The 19253-nt window shown below is 59.8% G+C and carries 17 protein-coding genes; 11 read left to right on the top strand and 6 right to left on the bottom strand.

Annotated elements, in window-relative coordinates; all coding sequences use genetic code 11:
• The first annotated feature begins 63 nt into the window (after positions 1 to 63).
• On the top strand, positions 64 to 1125 hold the full coding sequence (locus tag ASE98_RS25115) for a S8 family peptidase (protein WP_060544014.1): 1062 nt from the start codon (positions 64 to 66) through the stop codon (positions 1123 to 1125).
• Between the two features lie 387 nt (positions 1126 to 1512).
• On the top strand, positions 1513 to 1791 hold the full coding sequence (locus ASE98_RS25110) for a hypothetical protein (protein WP_060544013.1): 279 nt from the start codon (positions 1513 to 1515) through the stop codon (positions 1789 to 1791).
• A gap of 106 nt (positions 1792 to 1897) precedes the next feature.
• Here the strand turns inward: ASE98_RS25110 and ASE98_RS25105 are convergent, their stop codons facing one another.
• From ASE98_RS25105 to ASE98_RS25095, 3 genes are all read right to left on the bottom strand, one after another.
• On the bottom strand, positions 1898 to 3439 hold the full coding sequence (locus ASE98_RS25105; protein WP_060544012.1) for a phosphoenolpyruvate carboxykinase: 1542 nt from the start codon (positions 3437 to 3439) through the stop codon (positions 1898 to 1900).
• 179 nt (positions 3440 to 3618) lie between these two features.
• Positions 3619 to 4521 carry an Hsp33 family molecular chaperone HslO gene (gene hslO / locus ASE98_RS25100; protein WP_060544011.1) on the bottom strand — a complete coding sequence of 301 codons (903 nt, stop codon included), beginning with the start codon at positions 4519 to 4521 and terminating at the stop codon, positions 3619 to 3621.
• 274 nt (positions 4522 to 4795) lie between these two features.
• The gene (locus ASE98_RS25095) at positions 4796 to 5200 is read right to left on the bottom strand and encodes an RNA-binding S4 domain-containing protein (protein ID WP_060544010.1); all 405 of its coding nucleotides are present in this window, start codon (positions 5198 to 5200) and stop codon (positions 4796 to 4798) included.
• A 215-nt stretch (positions 5201 to 5415) separates the two neighbouring features.
• Between ASE98_RS25095 and rimB the strand changes: the two genes are divergently transcribed.
• Both rimB and rimK read left to right on the top strand, forming a co-directional pair.
• Complete coding sequence (gene rimB / locus ASE98_RS25090; RefSeq protein WP_060544009.1) at positions 5416 to 5895, top strand: retropepsin-like aspartic endopeptidase RimB; 480 nt, start codon at positions 5416 to 5418, stop codon at positions 5893 to 5895.
• Positions 5892 to 6797 (top strand): 30S ribosomal protein S6--L-glutamate ligase, encoded by a 906-nt coding sequence (rimK, locus tag ASE98_RS25085; protein WP_060544008.1) that lies wholly within the window; start codon positions 5892 to 5894, stop codon positions 6795 to 6797. Before rimB ends, rimK begins: the two co-directional genes overlap by 4 nt.
• A 54-nt stretch (positions 6798 to 6851) precedes the next feature.
• Here rimK and ASE98_RS25080 read toward each other — a convergent pair whose 3' ends face one another.
• The gene (locus ASE98_RS25080; RefSeq protein ID WP_060544007.1) at positions 6852 to 8165 is read right to left on the bottom strand and encodes an ATP-binding protein; all 1314 of its coding nucleotides are present in this window, start codon (positions 8163 to 8165) and stop codon (positions 6852 to 6854) included.
• Between the two features lie 115 nt (positions 8166 to 8280).
• On the bottom strand, positions 8281 to 9021 hold the full coding sequence (gene ompR, locus ASE98_RS25075; RefSeq protein WP_060544006.1) for an osmolarity response regulator transcription factor OmpR: 741 nt from the start codon (positions 9019 to 9021) through the stop codon (positions 8281 to 8283).
• A gap of 360 nt (positions 9022 to 9381) precedes the next feature.
• Between ompR and ASE98_RS25070 the strand changes: the two genes are divergently transcribed.
• The 7 genes from ASE98_RS25070 to tauD all read left to right on the top strand — a co-directional run bounded on the left by ASE98_RS25070 (position 9382) and on the right by tauD (position 17846).
• Positions 9382 to 11706 carry a Tex family protein gene (locus ASE98_RS25070; RefSeq protein ID WP_060544005.1) on the top strand — a complete coding sequence of 775 codons (2325 nt, stop codon included), beginning with the start codon at positions 9382 to 9384 and terminating at the stop codon, positions 11704 to 11706.
• Positions 11706 to 12089, top strand: a complete 384-nt coding sequence (locus ASE98_RS25065) for a PaaI family thioesterase (protein WP_060544004.1) — start codon at positions 11706 to 11708, stop codon at positions 12087 to 12089. The genes ASE98_RS25070 and ASE98_RS25065 overlap by 1 nt, the downstream gene beginning before the upstream one ends.
• A 334-nt stretch (positions 12090 to 12423) precedes the next feature.
• Positions 12424 to 14007, top strand: coding sequence for a glutamate--cysteine ligase (gene gshA / locus ASE98_RS25060; protein ID WP_060544003.1), 1584 nt, complete (start codon positions 12424 to 12426; stop codon positions 14005 to 14007).
• Positions 14008 to 14248: 241 nt separating this feature from the next.
• The gene (gene tauA, locus ASE98_RS25055; RefSeq protein WP_060544002.1) at positions 14249 to 15226 is read left to right on the top strand and encodes a taurine ABC transporter substrate-binding protein; all 978 of its coding nucleotides are present in this window, start codon (positions 14249 to 14251) and stop codon (positions 15224 to 15226) included.
• A 16-nt stretch (positions 15227 to 15242) separates the two neighbouring features.
• Positions 15243 to 16037: a taurine ABC transporter ATP-binding subunit gene (tauB, locus tag ASE98_RS25050; protein ID WP_060544001.1), complete on the top strand. Its 795-nt coding sequence runs from the start codon at positions 15243 to 15245 to the stop codon at positions 16035 to 16037.
• The gene (gene tauC, locus ASE98_RS25045; protein WP_060544000.1) at positions 16034 to 16873 is read left to right on the top strand and encodes a taurine ABC transporter permease TauC; all 840 of its coding nucleotides are present in this window, start codon (positions 16034 to 16036) and stop codon (positions 16871 to 16873) included. Before tauB ends, tauC begins: the two co-directional genes overlap by 4 nt.
• A 130-nt stretch (positions 16874 to 17003) precedes the next feature.
• Positions 17004 to 17846 (top strand): taurine dioxygenase, encoded by an 843-nt coding sequence (gene tauD / locus ASE98_RS25040; RefSeq protein WP_060543999.1) that lies wholly within the window; start codon positions 17004 to 17006, stop codon positions 17844 to 17846.
• 162 nt (positions 17847 to 18008) lie between these two features.
• Here tauD and mgrA read toward each other — a convergent pair whose 3' ends face one another.
• Complete coding sequence (gene mgrA / locus ASE98_RS25035) at positions 18009 to 19046, bottom strand: L-glyceraldehyde 3-phosphate reductase (protein ID WP_060543998.1); 1038 nt, start codon at positions 19044 to 19046, stop codon at positions 18009 to 18011.
• Positions 19047 to 19253 lie beyond the last annotated feature (207 nt).

Here is a 19253-nt window from a genome sequence, read left to right as displayed (position 1 = left end):
TTCACCTACACCGCGCGAAGTCAGGAAGGCTGAGTAGCGCGTCCCCCTTTCGAAGGACCGATCATGCTTAAAACCTTTGTAGTTCCCTTTGCCCTGATGATGACCACTGCGCAGCTTCTTGGCGGATGCAGAGCCTCTCACCATCTCCCCGTAGTGCCGGACGCATTCAACACACCTGAGTATCAAGCTCAAAAAGGGTTGGGGGTGATCAACGCATCGCACCTCTACGAACGCGGTGGCACTGGACGGGGAGTGACAGTTGCGTTGATCGATTCGGGCCTGAACGCCGACCTGCCGCAATTCCAGGGCAGAATTCGTGATCCCGGTTTCGACTACGTCGAGAAACGTCCCGGTGGCCTTGATCGAATCGGTCACGGCACCCAGATGGCTGGAATTATCGCCGCCAACAAGGACGATCAGGGTATGCACGGCGTCGCGTTCGACGCACAGCTGATCCCTTTTCGTTTCGGCGACGACAATGAGCCTTTTTTTTTCGACAGTGAGATCGCGCAATCATGGCAATCGGGTTTCGACAAAGGTGCACGCATACTGAACAACTCGTGGGCCAACGCCATTCCTGCGACAGAAATCAATGAAGAGCGCTACAAACAGGTCATGCCGGAGTCATTGTCAACCGCGCGAAAACTGGTGCGGGACGGCGCCGTATTTGTGTTCCCGACTGGAAACGAACTCAAACGCGAACCCTTGGCCGAACCGGGTTTGCCCCTCGCCATACCTGAACTGGAAAAAGGCTGGATCGCCGTTGTTGCATTGAAAAACGATGGGACTGCCATCAATGCCAAGTCCAACTACTGCGGCGTGGCGGCAGCATGGTGCATTGCCGTACCGGGTGGCGACTCCGGAGCGGACCAGGGCTTGCTGACCACCAGCAAGGATGGTGGGTACGTACAAACCGCGGGCACGTCACCCGCCGCCGCGCTGGTCAGCGGTGCTCTGGCGGCATTGCAAAGCCGCTACCCCGAGCTCACTGCACAGCAGGTACGTGAACACCTGCTGGCGACAGCGAACCGGACTGGCATCTATGCCAACAGTGAAGCATACGGCAGAGGGCTGCTGGACCTGGAAGCGGCTTCACGTCTTCCATCTCAATCCACAATCGAATAATCCGCCATGGACCGGACACTGCGATCCCAAGTACGCCACACGCACCTCCAGCTTCACCGGTCAGGCAGGCATCGCACTCACAGGTGTTCGCGGTTACTGAGTGAGAGTCTACGAAGTTTCCTACAACTTCTGACGCTCCACTTCCCCGACTTTGCCATGCGGCGTCCCTCTCCCCTGTCGGTTTTTTTACCGAAAGTGGCTATGCAAGGTAAAACCTTGGGAGATGCGTAGGCCTCTTCCGCCAGACACAATAAAAGCCCTACAAAACCTGTCCTCCTCAGCCGTCTTGTCGCGCAACCTCCCTCCCTTCTATAGTTTCCGGCACGGCTGAAAACAGTGTCTCGCCCTGCCGGGAACACTTGCCGATTTCGCACAGGACCCACCTCGATGGACAAGCCAGATTCGTTGCCAGACCGCTATCACCCGCTCAAAACCAGTTACAGCGAAACTCCGGTACTGGTCATCGATACGGAGGCCGATCCCCACGAGATCCTCGACGCCGCCCGACAGCGCATCCGAGCCGCCAGCGATCTGCTCGAAACCCTGTATTGCCTGTGCTTCAAGCAGGCCGATGCGAGTGATATCCCGAAGATCGTCAGCGCGCTTTACCTGCTCACCCAGGATGGCAATGACCTGCTTGAAATCGCCCGCCAGCGTTTGCCCTGAATTTGCTCTCAGTCACGCCCATTGCAACAAGCACTTGAAAACCCAAACCCACGGGCATAAAAAAACCGCCCCGAGGGGCGGCTTTTTCATGGCTTGAAACCAGCGCTTACAGCTTTGGACCGGCAGCCTTGATCGCATCGCTCACGTCGAACTTCTTGAAGTTCTCGATGAACAGACCGGCCAGTGCTTTGGCCGATTCGTCGTAGGCGGCTTTATCAGCCCAGGTGTTGCGTGGGTTCAGCAGGCCAGTCTCAACGCCCGGTACGGCCAGTGGCACGTCGAGGTTGATGGTGTCCAGGTGCTCGGTCTCGGCACCGATCAGAGCGCCGCTCTGGATCGCAGCGATCACCGCACGGGTGGTCGGGATGTTGAAGCGCTTGCCGACGCCGTAGCCGCCGCCGGTCCAACCGGTATTGACCAGGTAGACCTTGGAGCCGAAGCCGCGGATGCGCTTGATCAGCAGCTCAGCGTATTCGCCAGCCGGGCGCGGGAAGAACGGTGCGCCGAAGCAGGTGGAGAAAGTCGACTTGATGCCGCTGCCCGAACCCATTTCAGTCGAACCCACCAGAGCGGTGTAGCCGGACAGGAAGTGGTAGGCCGCTTGTTCTTCGCTCAGGATCGACACTGGCGGCAGGACGCCGGTCAGGTCGCAAGTCAGGAAGATTACAGCGTTCGGCTCGCCACCCAGGTTCTGCTCGGAACGCTTGGCAACGTGCTCCAGCGGGTAAGCAGCGCGGCTGTTCTGGGTCAGGCTGACATCAGCGTAGTCGGCGTGCTTGGCGTCATCGATAACGACGTTTTCCAGGACTGCACCGTGCTTGATGGCTTTCCAGATGACCGGCTCGTTCTTCTCGGACAGGTCGATGCACTTGGCATAGCAACCGCCTTCGATGTTGAACACCACGCCCTCACCCCAGCCGTGCTCGTCGTCACCGATCAGGTAACGGCTTTCGTCTGCCGACAGAGTGGTTTTACCGGTGCCCGACAGACCGAAGAACAGGGTCACGTCGCCTTCTTCGCCGATGTTGGCAGCGCAGTGCATTGGCAGCACGTCGGCGGCCGGCAGCAGGAAGTTCTGCACGGAGAACATGGCTTTCTTCATTTCACCGGCGTAACGCATGCCGGCGATCAGCACTTTCTTCTGCGCGAAGTTGATGATCACACAGCCGTCGGAGTTGGTGCCGTCACGCTCCGGAACGCACTCGAAGTTGGCGACGTTGAGAACCTGCCACTCTTCACGGCCAGCCGGGTTGTACTGGGCAGGATTGATGAACAGGCAACGGCCGAACAGGTTCTGCCAGGCGGTCTGGGTGGTCATCTTCACGGCCAGGTAGTGGTCGGCGGCCGCACCTACATGCACGTGGGAAACGAAATGCTCTTGCGCGTTGTTGAACGCCTCGACGCGAGCCCACAGGGCATCGAACTTGTCGGCCGGGAACTTGCGGTTGATCGGGCCCCAGGCGATAGCGGCCTGGGTGCTCGGCTCTTCAACGATGAAGCGATCGACTGGCGAACGGCCAGTACGGTGACCGGTGCGAACTACCAGTGCGCCGGTATCGGCAAGCTCGCCTTCACCGCGGTTGAGGGCTTCTTTAACCAGATCATCAACACTCAGATCGGTGTACACGGCGTTATTGGCTTGCGTCATGAGGTTCCCCGTCGGCCAGTGGCCGAGTGCTCCAAACGTTTTGTAGTAGAAAGTCGTGCACTACTACCGCGAAAAAAGTGGGCCGGATTATGCCAGAAAAGCCCAAAAAAAGTAGGGCCCTCCCGTCGTAACGGCGTTATTCCGGCGGTCTCCAGTGAATTTACCTGCGCTGAACCGTTTTAGTGCCGGGTATCTGACGGCGTATCAACACCCGCTCCAGCGAATAATTGAGTGACGTCGGCGGCATCGAACAGATAACGCTCGTTGCAGAACTGACAGTCGATCTCAATGTTGCCGCCGTGTTCGACCACCAGTTGCTGCGCATCTTCCATACCCAGACTGACCAGGGCATTGGCCGAACGTTCGCGCGAGCAACTGCAGCGGAAGCGCAGCTTCTGCACATCAAACAGGCGCACCTGCTCTTCGTGATAGAGGCGATGGAGCACGGTTTCGTTGTCCAGGCTCAGCAGCTCATCGGCGGTCAGGGTGCTACCCAGTGCAGTGATGTGCTGCCAACTGGCGGCGCGATCTTCTTCGTCTTTCAAGCGATCAGCGGGTAATTGCTGCAGTAACAGACCACGGGCGCGACGGCCATCGGCGTACAGCCAGAAACGCGTGCCGACCTGCTGGGACATCACGAAATAATTGGTGAAGCATTCGGACAGGGTTTCGCCGTCAAGGTCGACGATGCCCTGATAACGCTGGCCCTGGGTCGGATCAATGGTCAGTGCCAGGACGCCGTCCGGCATCAGGTCCGCCAGGGTTGCGTCCGGGGCAATCCGGTCGGCTTCGTAACGGGCCAGGCCACGAATATCCCGCTCGCTGGAACACTCGATCATCAGCAACGGAATAGGGCCTTCGGAACGGGCCTGCAAAATCAGCAAGCCATCGAACTTCAAGGCGCCGACCAGCAAAGAGGCGGCGGCCATGAGCTCACCGAGCAATTGCGCGACCGGCTGCGGGTAGGCGTGTTTGGCCAGGACTTCGGCATAGCTGAGCTCCAACGAGACCAGCTCGCCACGGGTGTCGCTGTCATCAAAGATGAAGCGTTGGGTGAAGTCGTTGTCCGCTAGATCGGTCATAAGTTTGGGTATCTGAAATGATGACAAAAGTTAACAGGAGGCAAGAAATGCGCTTGCAACATGGTATTGCAGGCATTTTATGGACATTGCGCGGCGGTTCCAAGCGAAGTGGAATCGGCGTCGGCTGACTTGCGGTTTCATGCTGCTGACGCTGCTGGCCTTGTGGTTATGGCCTACAGGTCAGCAGCCGTGTGCAGTTTTCGACGAGCGGCAGTGTTGCCAGCGTCACCCCGATATGGATGCGCAATCGTGCAATTGCAAGTCACGCGATCTTTCAGTCGTTGCTGCTGCCACGAAACTTGAACAGATCCCGCCGCTGCTTCTTGCTAGGCTTGCCATCGGTACTTACGCCCAAAGCGCCGGCCTTGCGTTGGGCCGCAGCATTTTCGCGCTTGGCGATGCTGGCTTCGGTCTCGGCGTACAGGGTCTGCGCCTCGGGTGCGCCACGGCGAATAATCGACAAAGCCTGTACCACCACCGTGCGCTCCTCGAACCCGGTGCGAATCACGAACTCATCGCCGATGCGCGGCTCCTTGCCCGGCTTGCAGCGCTCGCCACGGCAATGCACTTTGCCACTTTCAATCGCCGCCTTGGCCAGGGCGCGGGTTTTGTAAAAACGTGCGGCCCACAACCACTTATCGAGACGGACTTTGTCGTCCTCTTCGTTTTTTTGTGCCATGGAATTTCCTCGCTCTGAAATATTGGTGAACTGTACTACCGTTTCATTCGTACCAAGAATTACACCAGTGCGGATTACAATGCACACAGTCCAGACCCTTGCGAGGGGCTGGAAATCCGGGCCGTAGATATCTGTCGCCTTTTAATCATTATTCTGCGTGAATACCGCGCATCAGGCCCCATGCGGCCCGAGCGGTTTCTACCGGTTGAGCATCTTTGAAGACATTTGATCATTTGACCGTCGTCGGTCTGCGCGAGTGGGTGGCGCTCCCGGATTTGGGAGTCGCGGGCCTTCGGGCAAAAATCGACACCGGCGCCAGTACCTCCAGCCTCCATGCCACTGATATCGAGCCCTTCGAGCGCGACGGGGAACGATGGGTGCGCTTCACCGCGCACCTGGGTTCGGTGGTGCAACTGCGTCACCGGCGCTGCGAGGCGCCGATGGTGACGAAAAAAACCATTAAAAGCTCCAATGGTCATGCGCAGGTGCGATACGTGATCAGCTCCACCCTGGCCCTTGGTGATCGGGTCTGGCGGGTCGAGTTCACACTCGCCTGCCGCAAGTCCATGCGCTATCGCCTGCTACTCGGTTCAAAAGCCTTGATCGACGGACAGTTGGTGGTCAATCCGGGCATAAAATATGTACAAGACAAGCCGGTGTTCCCGGTATCTACCTCCTCCACAGGTGTTGCATGAAGATCGCTGTGCTGTCGCGCAATCCACGTCTGTATTCCACCCGACGCCTGGTTGAAGCCGGGACTGAACGCGGCCATGAAATGGTGGTGGTCGACACCCTGCGCGCCTACATGAACATTGCCAGCCACAAGCCGCAGATCCACTACCGGGGCAGGCCGCTGGAAGGTTTCGATGCAGTGATCCCGCGGATCGGTGCATCGGTGACGTTTTATGGCTGCGCGGTATTGCGCCAGTTCGAAATGATGGGGGTTTATCCACTGAACGAATCGGTCGCCATCGCCCGCTCACGGGACAAGCTGCGCTCACTGCAATTGCTGTCGCGTCGCGGCATCGGTTTGCCTGTTACCGGATTTGCCCACTCCCCCGACGACATTCCCGACCTGATCGCAATGGTCAACGGCGCGCCGCTGGTGATCAAGGTTCTCGAAGGCACCCAAGGCATCGGTGTGGTGCTCTGCGAAACCGCAACAGCGGCGGAGTCGGTGATCGAGGCATTCATGGGGCTCAAGCAGAACATCATGGTTCAGGAGTACATCAAGGAAGCCGGGGGTGCCGACATTCGCTGCTTCGTAGTAGGCGACAAGGTGATTGCAGCAATGAAGCGCCAGGCCAAGCCAGGAGAGTTTCGCTCCAACCTGCATCGTGGCGGCAGCGCGAGTCTGATCAAGATCACACCGGAAGAACGCATGACGGCTTTGCGTGCAGCAAAGGTGATGGGGCTGGCGGTGGCTGGCGTGGACATCCTGCGCTCCAATCATGGACCGCTGGTGATGGAAGTGAACTCGTCACCTGGACTGGAGGGGATCGAGACCACCACCGGGAAGAATGTGGCAGGGATCATCATCGAGCATCTGGAGAAGAATGGCGGGCCGAACATGACACGGACCAAGGGTAAGGGTTAACCCTCACTTGCTGATCGTTCCCACGCTCTGCGTGGGAACGATCAAGTCAGACAGTCAGACCGCATCTCTGGGCAACAGCAGACCCAGCGGCAACCGCACCCGCGCTTCCAGCCCGCCACCCGAACGGTTGCGCAACTCGACATTGCCGCCATGCATCGAAGCAATCCGCTTCACGATCGCCAACCCCAAGCCTGTGCCCTTCCCGCCCCGTGCGCGGTCGCCACGGGTGAACGGATTAAAGATTGCTTCCAGCTCCGATGGATCGATCCCGGCTCCACGATCCATGACACTCAGCACCACATAGGGAGCGGCAGTGTCACCCGATACATAGGCCGCCACTTCCACGCCACTGCCGGCGTGATGCAGCGCATTGCCGATCAGGTTGTTCAACAACCGCTTCATTGAAACCCGACGTAGCGGAAACGGCTGGATCGGTTCAAGGTGCAGATGCACTTTTTCTTCGTTCTGGTTGTACGGCGCGGCAACTTCACGGACCAGATCACTCAGGTCCACCTCTTCCACCGACTCGTCACGACCATCGCGAATGAACGCCAGGAACTGGTCGAGAATGGCGTCCATGTCTTCGATGTCGCGCACCATGTCGTTAGTCAGGTCGGTGCGATCACCCATCAATTCCAGGGACAGACGCAAGCGGGTCAACGGCGTGCGCAGGTCATGGGACACCCCGGCCAGCATCAGCTCACGCTCGCGACCGGCCTGCTCAACGTCTTCGGCCATCTGGTTGAAAGCGCGGTAAACCTCGGTCATTTCGCTGGGCGTATCGCTGATCGGCAGACGCACGCTACGGCCCTGGCCGAGTTGCCGCGCAGCATACACAAGGCGTTTCAATGGCTGGTTGAGCTGGCTGACGAAGATCCAGGCCGAGGCCGTGGATAACAGGCCGATCGCAAGGAACCAGCCGAGCACGTTCCAGATTTTCTGGCCGCGCAAAGGATGCGGGTAGAGCGGCACTTTCAGCCAGCCGTCACCCAGGCTTGGCGCCCGAACCCATAGCGCCGGCGGTGAGTGCATGCGTAATCGGACTTCGGTATCGGCTCCCAACTCGTCTTGCATCTGGCGCTGGTAGATTTCGCTGTAGGGCCAATGCTGCTCGCCTTCCGGCACCCCGGCACCGACTACCCGGATCAAAGTCGCAGCCTCGGCGATCTTGGCGCGATTTTCCTCATCGGCAGCCCAATAGGCCCGCAGCGTCAGGGCGACGCCATGGCTGTATTGGCGGTCAACCAGCACGTCTTCGTTCATCAGCAGATAAACCAGGGTCAGCGCCTTGGAAAACAGCACGACGATCAGCACCAGCCAAAGGGTGCGGGAGAAGAAACTCTGGGGGAACCAAACGGGGGTTTTCATGGGTAACCGTTACACACTTGCAGGAGCGAGCGATGCTCGCATATTGCGGATCGCGAGTCTGCGGGCAAGATCATCTGACCCTTTACCCGCATGACTCGCTCCTACAAATCACCGATCACTTGGTGGCAGTGCCATCCGGCACGAAGACGTAACCCACGCCCCAGACGGTCTGGATATAACGCGGTTTGGATGGATCAGGTTCGATCATCCGGCGCAGACGGGAAATCTGCACGTCGATGGAGCGCTCCAGCGCATCCCACTCGCGGCCACGGGCCAGGTTCATCAACTTGTCGCGGGTCAATGGCTGACGGGCATTCATCACAAGCGCCTTGAGCACTGCGAATTCACCGGTGGTGAGCATGTGAACCTCATCACCTCGCTTGAGCTCGCGGGTTGCCAGGGACAACTCGTAATCACCAAATGTCACGCTTTCGTCTTCGCTGCCCGGCGCACCAGGAACCGGCGCCAACTGACGACGCAGTACCGCTTTTACGCGAGCCATCAGCTCATCCGGATTGAATGGCTTGGCCAGATAGTCGTCGGCGCCCAGTTCCAGGCCCTTGATGCGGCTCAGCTCGTCGCCCTTGGCGGTAAGCATGATGATCGGAATCTGATTGTTCGCGTTGCGCAGGCGGCGGCAGGCGGTCAGACCGTCTTCACCGGGCAACATCAGGTCGAGTACGACCAGGTTGAACACTTCACGCGCCAGCAGGCGGTCCATTTGTTCGGTGTTCGGTACGGCGCGGGCGCGGTAGCCCTTGCTGACGAAAAAACGCTCCAGCAGGCTGCTGAGGCCCGGATCGTCGTCAACAATAAGAATTTTTTCGCCTTCAGCAATGTTTGCAGTGCTGCTCATTGGATGCTCCTTTTAGCTCGGTGCGCATTATGGCGTAGCTGCCGTTATACGCACCGTGTGCATTGTTAGCAGATTTTTCCTCAACCGCCAGAAATCCGGGCATTGTGCCTGCACCTGCAATGCCCCCGAAGGGCAGAACGCTGGTTATAATGCGCGGCCTTTTGTGTCAGGCAACATCAGACAGGTACTACAGACAGACGCCATTTATTTTCATGGCATCGGCAGTAATTGTTCGATTTCACGGGTCAACGGGATACCTTTTGATCCAGGTAGCGGCGCAGGCCAGGCCGCTCAACCAGACTCGTCAAGGCCTTATCTTCGCGCCTGCGAGCCTGCTTTCACAATTTGTCAGGTGGTTTTATGGACAGCATCAACAGCCGCATCGCCGAGGAACTCGGTGTACGCCCACAACAGGTCGAAGCGGCCGTCGCGCTACTCGATGAAGGTTCTACCGTTCCTTTCATCGCCCGTTACCGGAAAGAAGTGACCGGCAGTCTCGATGACACCCAACTGCGTCACCTTGAAGAGCGTCTGCGCTACCTGCGAGAACTCGACGAACGGCGCATCAGCATCCTTGCCAGCATCACCGAGCAGGGCAAGCTGACCCCGCAACTTGAGCGCGATATCAAGCTCGCCGACACCAAGACCCGTCTCGAAGACTTGTACCTGCCGTACAAGCAGAAGCGCCGCACCAAGGGCCAGATCGCCCTGGAAGCCGGCCTCGGCGAGCTGGCTGATGGCCTGTTCAATGACCCGTCCCTGACTCCTGAAACCGAAGCCGCCCGCTTCATCGACGCCGAAAAAGGCGTGGCCGATGTGAAAGCCGCCCTCGAAGGCGCCAAATACATCCTGATGGAGCGCTTTGCCGAAGACGCAGGTCTGCTGGACAAGCTGCGCAACTACCTCAAGCAGGAGGCAACCCTCAGTGCCCGCGTGATCGCCGGCAAGGAAGAGGAAGGCGCCAAGTTCCGCGACTACTTCGAGCACGACGAACCGCTCAAAAGCATGCCGTCGCACCGCGCCCTGGCAATTTTCCGTGGCCGCAACGAAGGCATTCTCAGCTCTGCGCTGAAGGTCGGTGACGAACTGCCAGGCACCATGCACCCGTGCGAAGGCATGATCGGCCAGCAATTCGGCATCCAGAACCAGAACCGCGCCGCCGATAAATGGCTGGGCGAAGTGGTGCGCTGGACCTGGAAGGTCAAGCTCTACACTCACCTGGAAACCGACCTGCTGGGCGAACTGCGCGACGGCGCCGAAACCGAGGCGATCAATGTGTTCGCCCACAACCTGCACGACCTGCTGCTGTCGGCCCCGGCCGGCCCGCGCGCTACCCTGGGCCTCGACCCGGGCCTGCGTACCGGCTGCAAGGTGGCGGTGGTTGATTCCACCGGCAAGCTGCTCGATCACGCCACGGTCTACCCGCACGTGCCGCACAACAAGTGGGACCAGACCCTTGCCGTGCTCGCCGCCCTTTGCGCCAAGCACTCCGTGGACCTGATCGCCATTGGTAACGGCACCGCCAGCCGTGAAACCGACAAGCTCGCGGCTGAACTGATCAAAAAATATCCAGCCATGAAAATGACCAAAGTCATGGTCTCCGAGGCCGGCGCATCCGTCTACTCGGCCTCGGAACTGGCTTCCAAAGAATTCCCGGACCTCGACGTGTCGATCCGTGGGGCAGTATCGATTGCCCGTCGCCTGCAAGACCCGCTGGCCGAGCTGGTGAAAATCGATCCGAAATCCATCGGTGTCGGTCAGTACCAGCACGACGTATCGCAGCTCAAACTGGCTCGCGGCCTGGATGCCGTAGTCGAGGACTGCGTAAACGCCGTGGGCGTCGACGTGAACACCGCTTCGGTGGCGCTGCTGGCCCGCATCTCCGGCCTCAACGCGACCCTGGCGCAGAACATCGTCAGCCACCGCGATGAACACGGCGCATTCAAGACCCGCGCCGCGTTGAAGAAAGTTGCGCGCTTGGGTGAAAAAACCTTCGAACAGGCAGCCGGCTTCCTGCGCGTGATGAACGGCGACAATCCGCTGGACTCGTCGGCAGTTCACCCGGAAGCCTATCCACTGGTGCAGCGCATCGCCGCCGAGACCGACCGTGACATCCGCTCGCTGATCGGTGATGCCGCATTCCTCAAGCGCCTGGACCCGAAGAAGTACACCGATGAAAGCTTCGGCCTGCCAACCGTCACCGACATTCTGCAAGAACTTGAGAAACCCGGGCGCGACCCGCGTCCCGAGTTCAAGACCGCCGAATTCCAGGAAGGCGTCGAAGACCTCAAGGACCTCGAACTGGGCATGATCCTCGAAGGCGTGGTGACCAACGTGACCAATTTCGGCGCGTTCGTCGACATCGGCGTGCATCAGGACGGTTTGGTGCACATCTCTGCGCTTTCGGAGAAGTTCATCAAGGATCCTCGTGAAGCGGTGAAGGCCGGTGACGTGGTGAAAGTGAAGGTCATGGAAGTCGACATCCCGCGCAAGCGCGTGGGCCTGTCGATGCGCATGAGCGACACCCCGGGCGAGAAAATCGACGGCGCTCGCGGTGCACGTCCGGGTTCGGCTCCGCGCCAGTCCCAGAACAACGCACCACGCAAAGAGACCACCGCTGCGGCACCGAGCAACAATGCCATGGCCTCGCTGTTCGCCAATGCCAAGCAGTTGAAGAAACGTTGATGGAGATCCCTGCCGGCCTGACCCAGAGCGCGTTTTTCAAGCTGCTGGGTTGCCGCTTGCACAGCCTGGAAACCGGGGTGGCCCAAGTCGCCCTGGCGCTTGAACCCGAGCTGCGCAATCGCGGCGGCAAGCTGCACGGCGGGGCCTTGTTCAGCTTGGTGGACATTGCCATGGGGCTGGCCTGTTCCAGCACCCATGGCTTCGACCAGCAGAGCGCGACCATCGAATGCAAGATCAACTACATCCGCGCTGTTTCTGACGGTGAGGTGATGTGCACGGCGCGGGTGATTCATCCGGGTCGGCGCACGCTGGTGGTCGAGGCCGATGTGATGCAAGGCGACAAACTGGTCGCAAAAGCGCAAGGCACGTTCGCTGTCCTGTAGCTAGTCGCTATCAATTTGAGTTAATTTCAGCGTCATACATCCTGTAGGAGCGCCTGTGGCGAGGGGGCTTGCCCCCGTTGGGCAGCGAAGCAGCCCCAAAATCTCTGAATGTCCAGGATTTTGAGAGTGCTACGCACTCAAACGGGCCGATGCGGCGTTCCGGCAAGCCCCCTCGCCACAGATCGCTCCCACAGGGATCGTGTAGTTTCTGACTGACCGGCATACGGCCTGTGCGGCTCGAAAAACCAGGCGAAAACGCCAGTTTCAACTTCACCCTTGTAGACCGTCTTGACCACCCCCATATTGGGGCGACTGACGCGTGAAGGAATCCAACTTGAGCGAACTTCTCAACCGCCGCCTGGCTCTGCTCGGCGAGCGCGCTAACCTCTCTCTGCTCGAACAGTGCCTTCACGGCATCGAACGTGAATGCCTGCGCGTGACCAGCGAAGGTCGCCTGGCGCAAACGCCTCACCCGGAAGAATTGGGTTCCGCGCTGACCAACGAACAGATCACCACCGACTATTCCGAGTCGCTGCTGGAGTTCATCACCCCGGCTCTGCCCGATCCTGCCGATACGCTGGCAAGCCTGGACAGCATTCACCGTTTTGCCTACAGCAAGCTCGGCAACGAGTACCTGTGGAGCCCATCGATGCCGTGCCCGTTGCCGGCCGAGGAAGACATCCCGATCGCCTATTACGGCACCTCCAATATCGGGCAGCTCAAGTACGTGTACCGCAAGGGCCTGGCCCTGCGCTACGGCAAGACCATGCAGTGCATTGCCGGGATTCACTACAATTTTTCCCTGCCGGAAAAAATCTGGCCGCTGATCAGGCAGGCCGAAGGATTTGTCGGCACCGACCGCGACTATCAGTCGTCGTCCTACATCGCGCTGATCCGCAACTTCCGTCGTTACAGCTGGTTGCTGATGTACCTGTTCGGAGCCTCACCAGCGCTGGACGCCGGTTTCCTGCGCGGACGCTCGCACCAGCTGGAGCAACTGGACCCGGAGACCCTGTACCTGCCGTACGCCACCAGCCTGCGCATGAGTGACCTCGGTTACCAGAGCAACGCCCAGGCCGGCCTGACGCCGTGCTACAACGATCTGAGCAGCTACACCGACAGCCTGCGCAAGGCGGTGGCTACGCCGTATGCACCGTACGTCGAAGTCGGCACCCACAAGGATGGCGAGTGGGTACAGCTCAATACCAACATCCTGCAGATCGAGAACGAGTACTACTCCAACATCCGCCCCAAACGCGTGACCTACACCGGCGAGCGGCCGATCCAGGCGCTGGTGGCCCGTGGCATCCAGTACGTCGAAGTGCGATGCCTGGACATCAACCCGTTCCTGCCGATGGGTATCGACCTGGCCGAATCACGCTTCCTCGATGCCTTCCTGTTGTACTGCGCGCTCAATGACAGCCCGCTGCTGACCAACACCCACTGCACCAACGCGACCTCGAACTTCCTCAGCGTGGTCAAGGAAGGCCGTCGTCCAGGCCTGCAATTGCAGCGGGACGGCCAAGCGGTCGACCTGAAAGAGTGGGCCGGCCAACTACTGGAAAACATTGCCCCGCTGGCGGCACTGCTCGATCAGAGCCATGGCGGCGACGCCCACAGCAAGGCGCTGGATGCTCAAATGGCCAAGGTCAAGGATCCGTCCCTGACGCCCTCCGCCCAAGTATTGGCGGCAATGGCCGAGCACAAGGAAAGCTTCGCCCAGTTCTCCTTGCGCCAGAGCCAGGTCCACGCCGAGTACTTTCGCAGCGAGCCTTTGGCTGCCGAGGAACAGGCGAAATTTGAAGCGCTGGCGCGTTCGTCACTGGCTCAGCAGGATGAGCTGGAAAATAACGAAGTCGGCGATTTTGATGTGTTTGTCGGGGCGTACCAGGCCAGTATCCTGGCGATCAGTAATTAATCAGCGCCTGACAGGGATCGTTCCCACGTTCTGCGTGGGAATGACTCAAGGGACGCTCCGCGTCCAGGTGACGCGCAGCGTCACCGGCTGCATCCCCATGCACAGCGATAGAACGATCCCTGTTCACCCTTAGATTTTTCAGCTTATAGCTAATTCGAAAAAGTTATTTATTTTCGAATTCTTAGATCATTTAGTCTCCTTTTCACGCCGACACTTCGGTCGCCTGACAAGGAGCTTTCCAATGAAACTGCATTTCCCCCTTCGCTTGCTGGCGGCCGCATCTTTGGCTGCCGCGAGTCTGTTTGCCCAGGCGGCCGACGTCACCGTCGCCTACCAGACCACCGTTGACCCGGCGAAAGTCGCCCAGGCCGACGGCGCCTACGAAAAGGCCACCAAGGCCGATATCAGCTGGCGCAAATTCGATAATGGTGCCGACATCATCGCCGCCATTGCTTCCGGTGATGTACAGATCGGCTACCTCGGTTCCAGCCCGCTGACTGCAGCAATCACCCGAAAAGTTCCGGTAGAAACCTTCCTCATCGCCACGCAAATCGGCGCCGCCGAAGCACTGGTCGCCCGCGACGGTTCCGGGATCAAGACGCCCCAGGATCTGATCGGCAAGAAAATCGCCGTGCCATTCGTTTCCACAGGCCACTACAGCCTGCTCGCGGCACTCAAGCACTGGAACATCGACCCATCGAAAGTCACGGTTCTCAACCTCGCCCCCCCGGCGATCATTGCCGCGTGGAAACGCGGTGACATTGATGCCACTTACGTATGGGACCCAGCGCTGGGTGTGGCCAAGGAAAACGGCAAAGTGCTGATCACTTCAGGCGAGCTAGCCAAATTCGGCGCACCAACCTTCGACGCCTGGATCGTGCGCAAGGACTTTGCCGAGAAGCATCCGGAGATCGTCACCGCGTTCGCCAAAGTCACCCTGGACGCCTATGCCGACTACCGCAAGGATCCGAAAGCCTGGCTGGCCGACCAAAACAACGTCGACAAACTGGTAAAACTCTCTGGCGCCAAGGCCAGTGACATTCCGCTGTTGCTGCAAGGCAACGTCTACCCGCTGGCGGCCGATCAGGTCACGACCCTGGGCGCACCCACCACCAAAGCCATCACCGATACCGCCGTATTCCTCAAGGAACAAGGCAAGGTCGAGGCCGTGCTGCCGGACTACGCACCGTACGTCAACGCCAAGTTCATCACCAACTGATCGGGAGTCTATTGCGATGGCTTTGCTACAGCTGGAGCGCATCAGCGCACGGTACCCCGGTGCAGCGGAACCGGTGCTGGCGGATATTTCCCTGAGTCTGGGGCCCCAGCAGTTGCTGGTCGCCCTCGGACCGTCCGGCAGTGGCAAGACCTCGCTGTTGAACCTGATTGCCGGTTTCGTCGAGCCCAGCGCCGGGCGCATTACCCTCGATGGTGTACCGATCAAGGGCCCGAGCGCCGAGCGCGGCGTGGTGTTCCAGGACGACGCCCTGCTGCCCTGGCAGGATGTGTTGGCCAACGTCGGTTTCGGCCTGGAACTGGCCGGCGTTACCCGGGACAAACGTGAAATCCGCGCCCGGGAAATGCTCTCGCTGGTTGACCTGTCCGGCTTCGAAAAGCGCCGCATATGGCAACTCTCGGGCGGCCAGAAGCAACGCGTCGGCCTCGCCCGTGCACTGGCTGCCGACCCGCGAGTCTTGCTCATGGATGAACCCTTCGGCGCCCTCGACGCCTTCACCCGCGAACAAATGCAAGAGCTGCTGCTGCAAGTCTGGCGGCGCACTGCCAAACCAGTATTCCTGATTACCCACGACATCGAAGAGGCAGTTTTTCTCGCCACCGACCTGATTCTCCTGGCACCCAACCCAGGGCAAATCGTCGAACGCCTGAGTCTGGATTTCGGTCAACGGTACGCCGCCGGTGAGTCCGCCCGAGCCATCAAATCCGACCCGCGTTTTATCGAAACCCGCGAACACGTGCTCGCCAGAGTGTTCTCCCAACGCAGCGCCGCCCAGCGGCAGGAGCGCGCATGAGCAGTTACGAGATTCCGGCTGCAACGGTCAAGCCGAGCAGCTCAGGCACCGTCATCCCGGTACGCCGCAGCCTCAGCACGCGCTGGATCAGCGTGCTGACCCTGATCGCCTTGCTCGCCATCTGGTGGGCCGTGACGGCCAGCGGCTTGATCGAGCCGCTGTTCCTGCCGCCGCCGTCCGCGGTGCTGCAAAAAGGCTGGCTGCTGGCGACCAGCGGTTACATGGACTCGACCTTGTGGCAACACTTGGGCGCCAGCCTCAGCCGCATCGGCCTGGGCCTGGGTTTTGCCGTATTGACGGCAGTGCCGGTGGGGATTGCCATCGGTGCCAACCGTATCGCCCGTGGTGTGCTCGACCCGCTGATCGAGTTCTACCGCCCGATTCCACCGCTGGCCTATCTGCCGCTGATTGTGATCTGGTGCGGCATCGGCGAGCTGTCGAAAGTCTTGCTGATCTACCTGGCGATTTTCGCCCCGATAGCCATCGCCACGGCAACCGGCGTGCGCACCGTCGACCCGGCCAAACTGCGTGCTGCGCAGTCGCTGGGTGCGACCCGTGCGCAGTTGATTCGTCATGTGATTCTGCCCAGTGCCTTGCCGGACATTTTGACCGGTGTGCGCATTGGTCTGGGTGTAGGTTGGTCGACCCTGGTCGCCGCCGAATTGATCGCTGCCACCAGCGGCCTGGGCTTCATGGTGCAGTCCGCTGCACAGTTCCTGGTCACCGATGTGGTGGTGCTGGGGATTCTGGTGATTGCGCTGATCGCCTTCGCCATGGAAATGGGCCTGCGCGCCCTGCAACGCAAACTGGTGCCATGGCACGGCCAGGCCCACTAAAGAATCATGTGGGAGCGGGCTTGCTCGCGAAGGCGGTGTATCAATCACAGTAATGTTGCCTGACATACCGCATTCGCGAGCAAGCCCGCTCCCACAAACAGCTCTGCGAGCCGAATTGAAGAGAATCACCATGAGTCAACTGACCATCACCCCCTTGAGTTCTGCCCTCGGCGCCCAGATCAGCGGCATCGACATCAGCCAGCCGCTGAACCTGGAACAACGCGATGTCATCGAGCAGGCGCTGCTCAAGCACCAGGTGCTGTTCTTGCGCGACCAGCCAATCACGCCGCAGCAGCAGGCACGCTTCGCCTCGTATTTCGGCGATCTGCACATTCACCCGATCTACCCGAACGTGCCGGAGCAGCCGGAAGTTCTGATTCTCGACACCGCCGTCACCGACGTGCGCGACAACGCAATCTGGCACACCGACGTGACCTTCCTGCCAACGCCGGCCATGGGAGCGGTGCTCAGCGCCAAGCTATTGCCGGAGTTTGGTGGCGATACGCTGTGGGCCAGCGGAATCGCTGCATACGAGGCGTTGTCAGCACCGATGAAAACCTTGCTTGAAGGGCTGACCGCCACCCACGACTTCGCCCGCTCGTTCCCGCTGGAGCGCTATGGCAATACACCTGAAGCGCTGGGCCAGTGGGAGGAGGCACGTCGCAAGAATCCGCCGTTATCGCACCCGGTGATTCGTACGCATCCGGTGAGCGGGCGCCGTTCGTTGTTCATCAACGAGGGCTTCACCTCGAAGCTCAACGAGATGTCGGAAACCGAGAGTGAGGCGATCCTGAAGTTCCTGTTCGCCCATACGACTCGGCCGGAATTCACCATTCGCTGGCGCTGGCAGCAGGACGACATCGCGTTCTGGGATAACCGCGTGACTCAGCATTACGCGGTGGACGACTACCGCCCGGCACGGCGAGTGATGCAGCGGGCGACGGTATTGGGGGATGTGCCTTTCTTTCGCTGAGCCCGCGGAATTTGTAGTGCCTGGGCTGGCCCCTTCGCGGGCAAGCCCGCTCCCACAGTGGCCGTGTGTTGACCAAGCTCTGAGTCCACCCGAGAAACCTGTGGGAGCGGGCTTGCCCGCGAAGGGGCCAGCGCAGGCGCCAGAATATCTGGCGCCAAACCCCTACTCAGCTGTCGAAGGTTTCTCCCACAGATTAATTCCGCCCTCCTGGGCAAACCGGTCAATCTCCGCCAGCTCCTCAGCACTGAAGCTCAAATTCTTCAATGCCCCGACGTTCTCGATAATCTGCTCCGGCCGGCTCGCACCGATCAATGCCGAGGTGACCCGCGCATCGCGCAACGTCCAGGCCAGCGCCAGTTGTGCCAGGCTCTGGCCACGACGCCTGGCGATCTCGTTGAGTGCCCGCACTTGGGCAATGTTGGCCTCGGACAAATGCGATGACTGCAACGAACCACCGCCCGGACGGTTGACCCGCGCATCCGCCGGCACGCCATTGAGGTACTTGTCAGTCAGTAAACCCTGAGCCAGTGGGGTAAAGGCAATCACCCCCGTGCCGAGCTCGTCGGTCGTATCCAGCAGGTCCTTTTCCACCCAGCGATTGAGCAGGTTGTAGGCCGGTTGGTGAATCAACAACGGCACTTTCCACTCTTTGAGCAGCGCCGCCATTTCACGGGTCTTGACTCCGGAATAGGACGAGATGCCGATATACAACGCCTTGCCCTGCTGTACCGCGGTAGCCAGTGCGCTGGCGGTTTCCTCCAGCGGGGTGTCGGGATCGAAGCGGTGGGAGTAGAAGATGTCCACGTAGTCCACGCCCAGGCGTTGCAAGCTCTGGTCGAGACTGGCCAGCACGTACTTGCGCGACCCGCCGCCCTGCCCATAAGGCCCGGGCCACATGTCCCAACCGGCCTTGCTGGAGATGATCAATTCGTCGCGGTACTGCTTGAAATCTTCGCGCAGCAATCGGCCGAAATTGATCTCGGCACTGCCATATGGCGGGCCATAGTTGTTGGCCAGGTCAAAATGGTTAATCCCCAGATCGAACGCTGTACGTAACAGCGCGCGCTGTGTGTCGATCGGCGTGCTGTCGCCGAAGTTGTGCCACAGGCCCAGGGACAGCGCCGGCAGCACCAGCCCACTGCGGCCCACGCGGCGGTAAGGGATGGAGTCGTAGCGGTTTTCGGCAGCGGTGTAGGTCATCGAATCCTCTCTTGTCGGTCTTGAATCTGGTATCGACTGCTTCGCCAGTCGCCAAGCATACGCTTGGACAAACGCCAGAAAACCCTGAATTCGACTAATTGCTGAAACGTTTCATTTTTTATTTTCAAACGAGTCCGCAAATACCTCCCCCGCGTAAACCTCTGCACCCAACACCGAGACCGCGCCATCGATGGCGACTTCCTTGTT

The organism is Pseudomonas sp. Leaf48, from assembly GCF_001421885.1.
Taxonomy (GTDB): domain Bacteria; phylum Pseudomonadota; class Gammaproteobacteria; order Pseudomonadales; family Pseudomonadaceae; genus Aquipseudomonas.
This window is presented reverse-complemented; position numbering and strand designations above follow the sequence as displayed.

What these genes read in the sequence shown, in the direction of transcription:
- ASE98_RS25115 (WP_060544014.1), top strand. Translation starts at nt 64, where the DNA reads ATGCTTAAAACCTTTGTAGTTCCCTTTGCCCTGATGATGACCACTGCG.
- tauC (WP_060544000.1), top strand. Translation starts at nt 16,034, where the DNA reads ATGAGCAGTTACGAGATTCCGGCTGCAACGGTCAAGCCGAGCAGCTCA.
- ompR (WP_060544006.1), bottom strand. Translation starts at nt 9,021, where the DNA reads ATGAGCAGCACTGCAAACATTGCTGAAGGCGAAAAAATTCTTATTGTT.
- ASE98_RS25070 (WP_060544005.1), top strand. Translation starts at nt 9,382, where the DNA reads ATGGACAGCATCAACAGCCGCATCGCCGAGGAACTCGGTGTACGCCCA.
- mgrA (WP_060543998.1), bottom strand. Translation starts at nt 19,046, where the DNA reads ATGACCTACACCGCTGCCGAAAACCGCTACGACTCCATCCCTTACCGC.
- tauA (WP_060544002.1), top strand. Translation starts at nt 14,249, where the DNA reads ATGAAACTGCATTTCCCCCTTCGCTTGCTGGCGGCCGCATCTTTGGCT.
- tauD (WP_060543999.1), top strand. Translation starts at nt 17,004, where the DNA reads ATGAGTCAACTGACCATCACCCCCTTGAGTTCTGCCCTCGGCGCCCAG.
- ASE98_RS25095 (WP_060544010.1), bottom strand. Translation starts at nt 5,200, where the DNA reads ATGGCACAAAAAAACGAAGAGGACGACAAAGTCCGTCTCGATAAGTGG.
- ASE98_RS25105 (WP_060544012.1), bottom strand. Translation starts at nt 3,439, where the DNA reads ATGACGCAAGCCAATAACGCCGTGTACACCGATCTGAGTGTTGATGAT.
- ASE98_RS25065 (WP_060544004.1), top strand. Translation starts at nt 11,706, where the DNA reads ATGGAGATCCCTGCCGGCCTGACCCAGAGCGCGTTTTTCAAGCTGCTG.
- ASE98_RS25110 (WP_060544013.1), top strand. Translation starts at nt 1,513, where the DNA reads ATGGACAAGCCAGATTCGTTGCCAGACCGCTATCACCCGCTCAAAACC.
- tauB (WP_060544001.1), top strand. Translation starts at nt 15,243, where the DNA reads ATGGCTTTGCTACAGCTGGAGCGCATCAGCGCACGGTACCCCGGTGCA.
- hslO (WP_060544011.1), bottom strand. Translation starts at nt 4,521, where the DNA reads ATGACCGATCTAGCGGACAACGACTTCACCCAACGCTTCATCTTTGAT.
- rimK (WP_060544008.1), top strand. Translation starts at nt 5,892, where the DNA reads ATGAAGATCGCTGTGCTGTCGCGCAATCCACGTCTGTATTCCACCCGA.
- ASE98_RS25080 (WP_060544007.1), bottom strand. Translation starts at nt 8,165, where the DNA reads ATGAAAACCCCCGTTTGGTTCCCCCAGAGTTTCTTCTCCCGCACCCTT.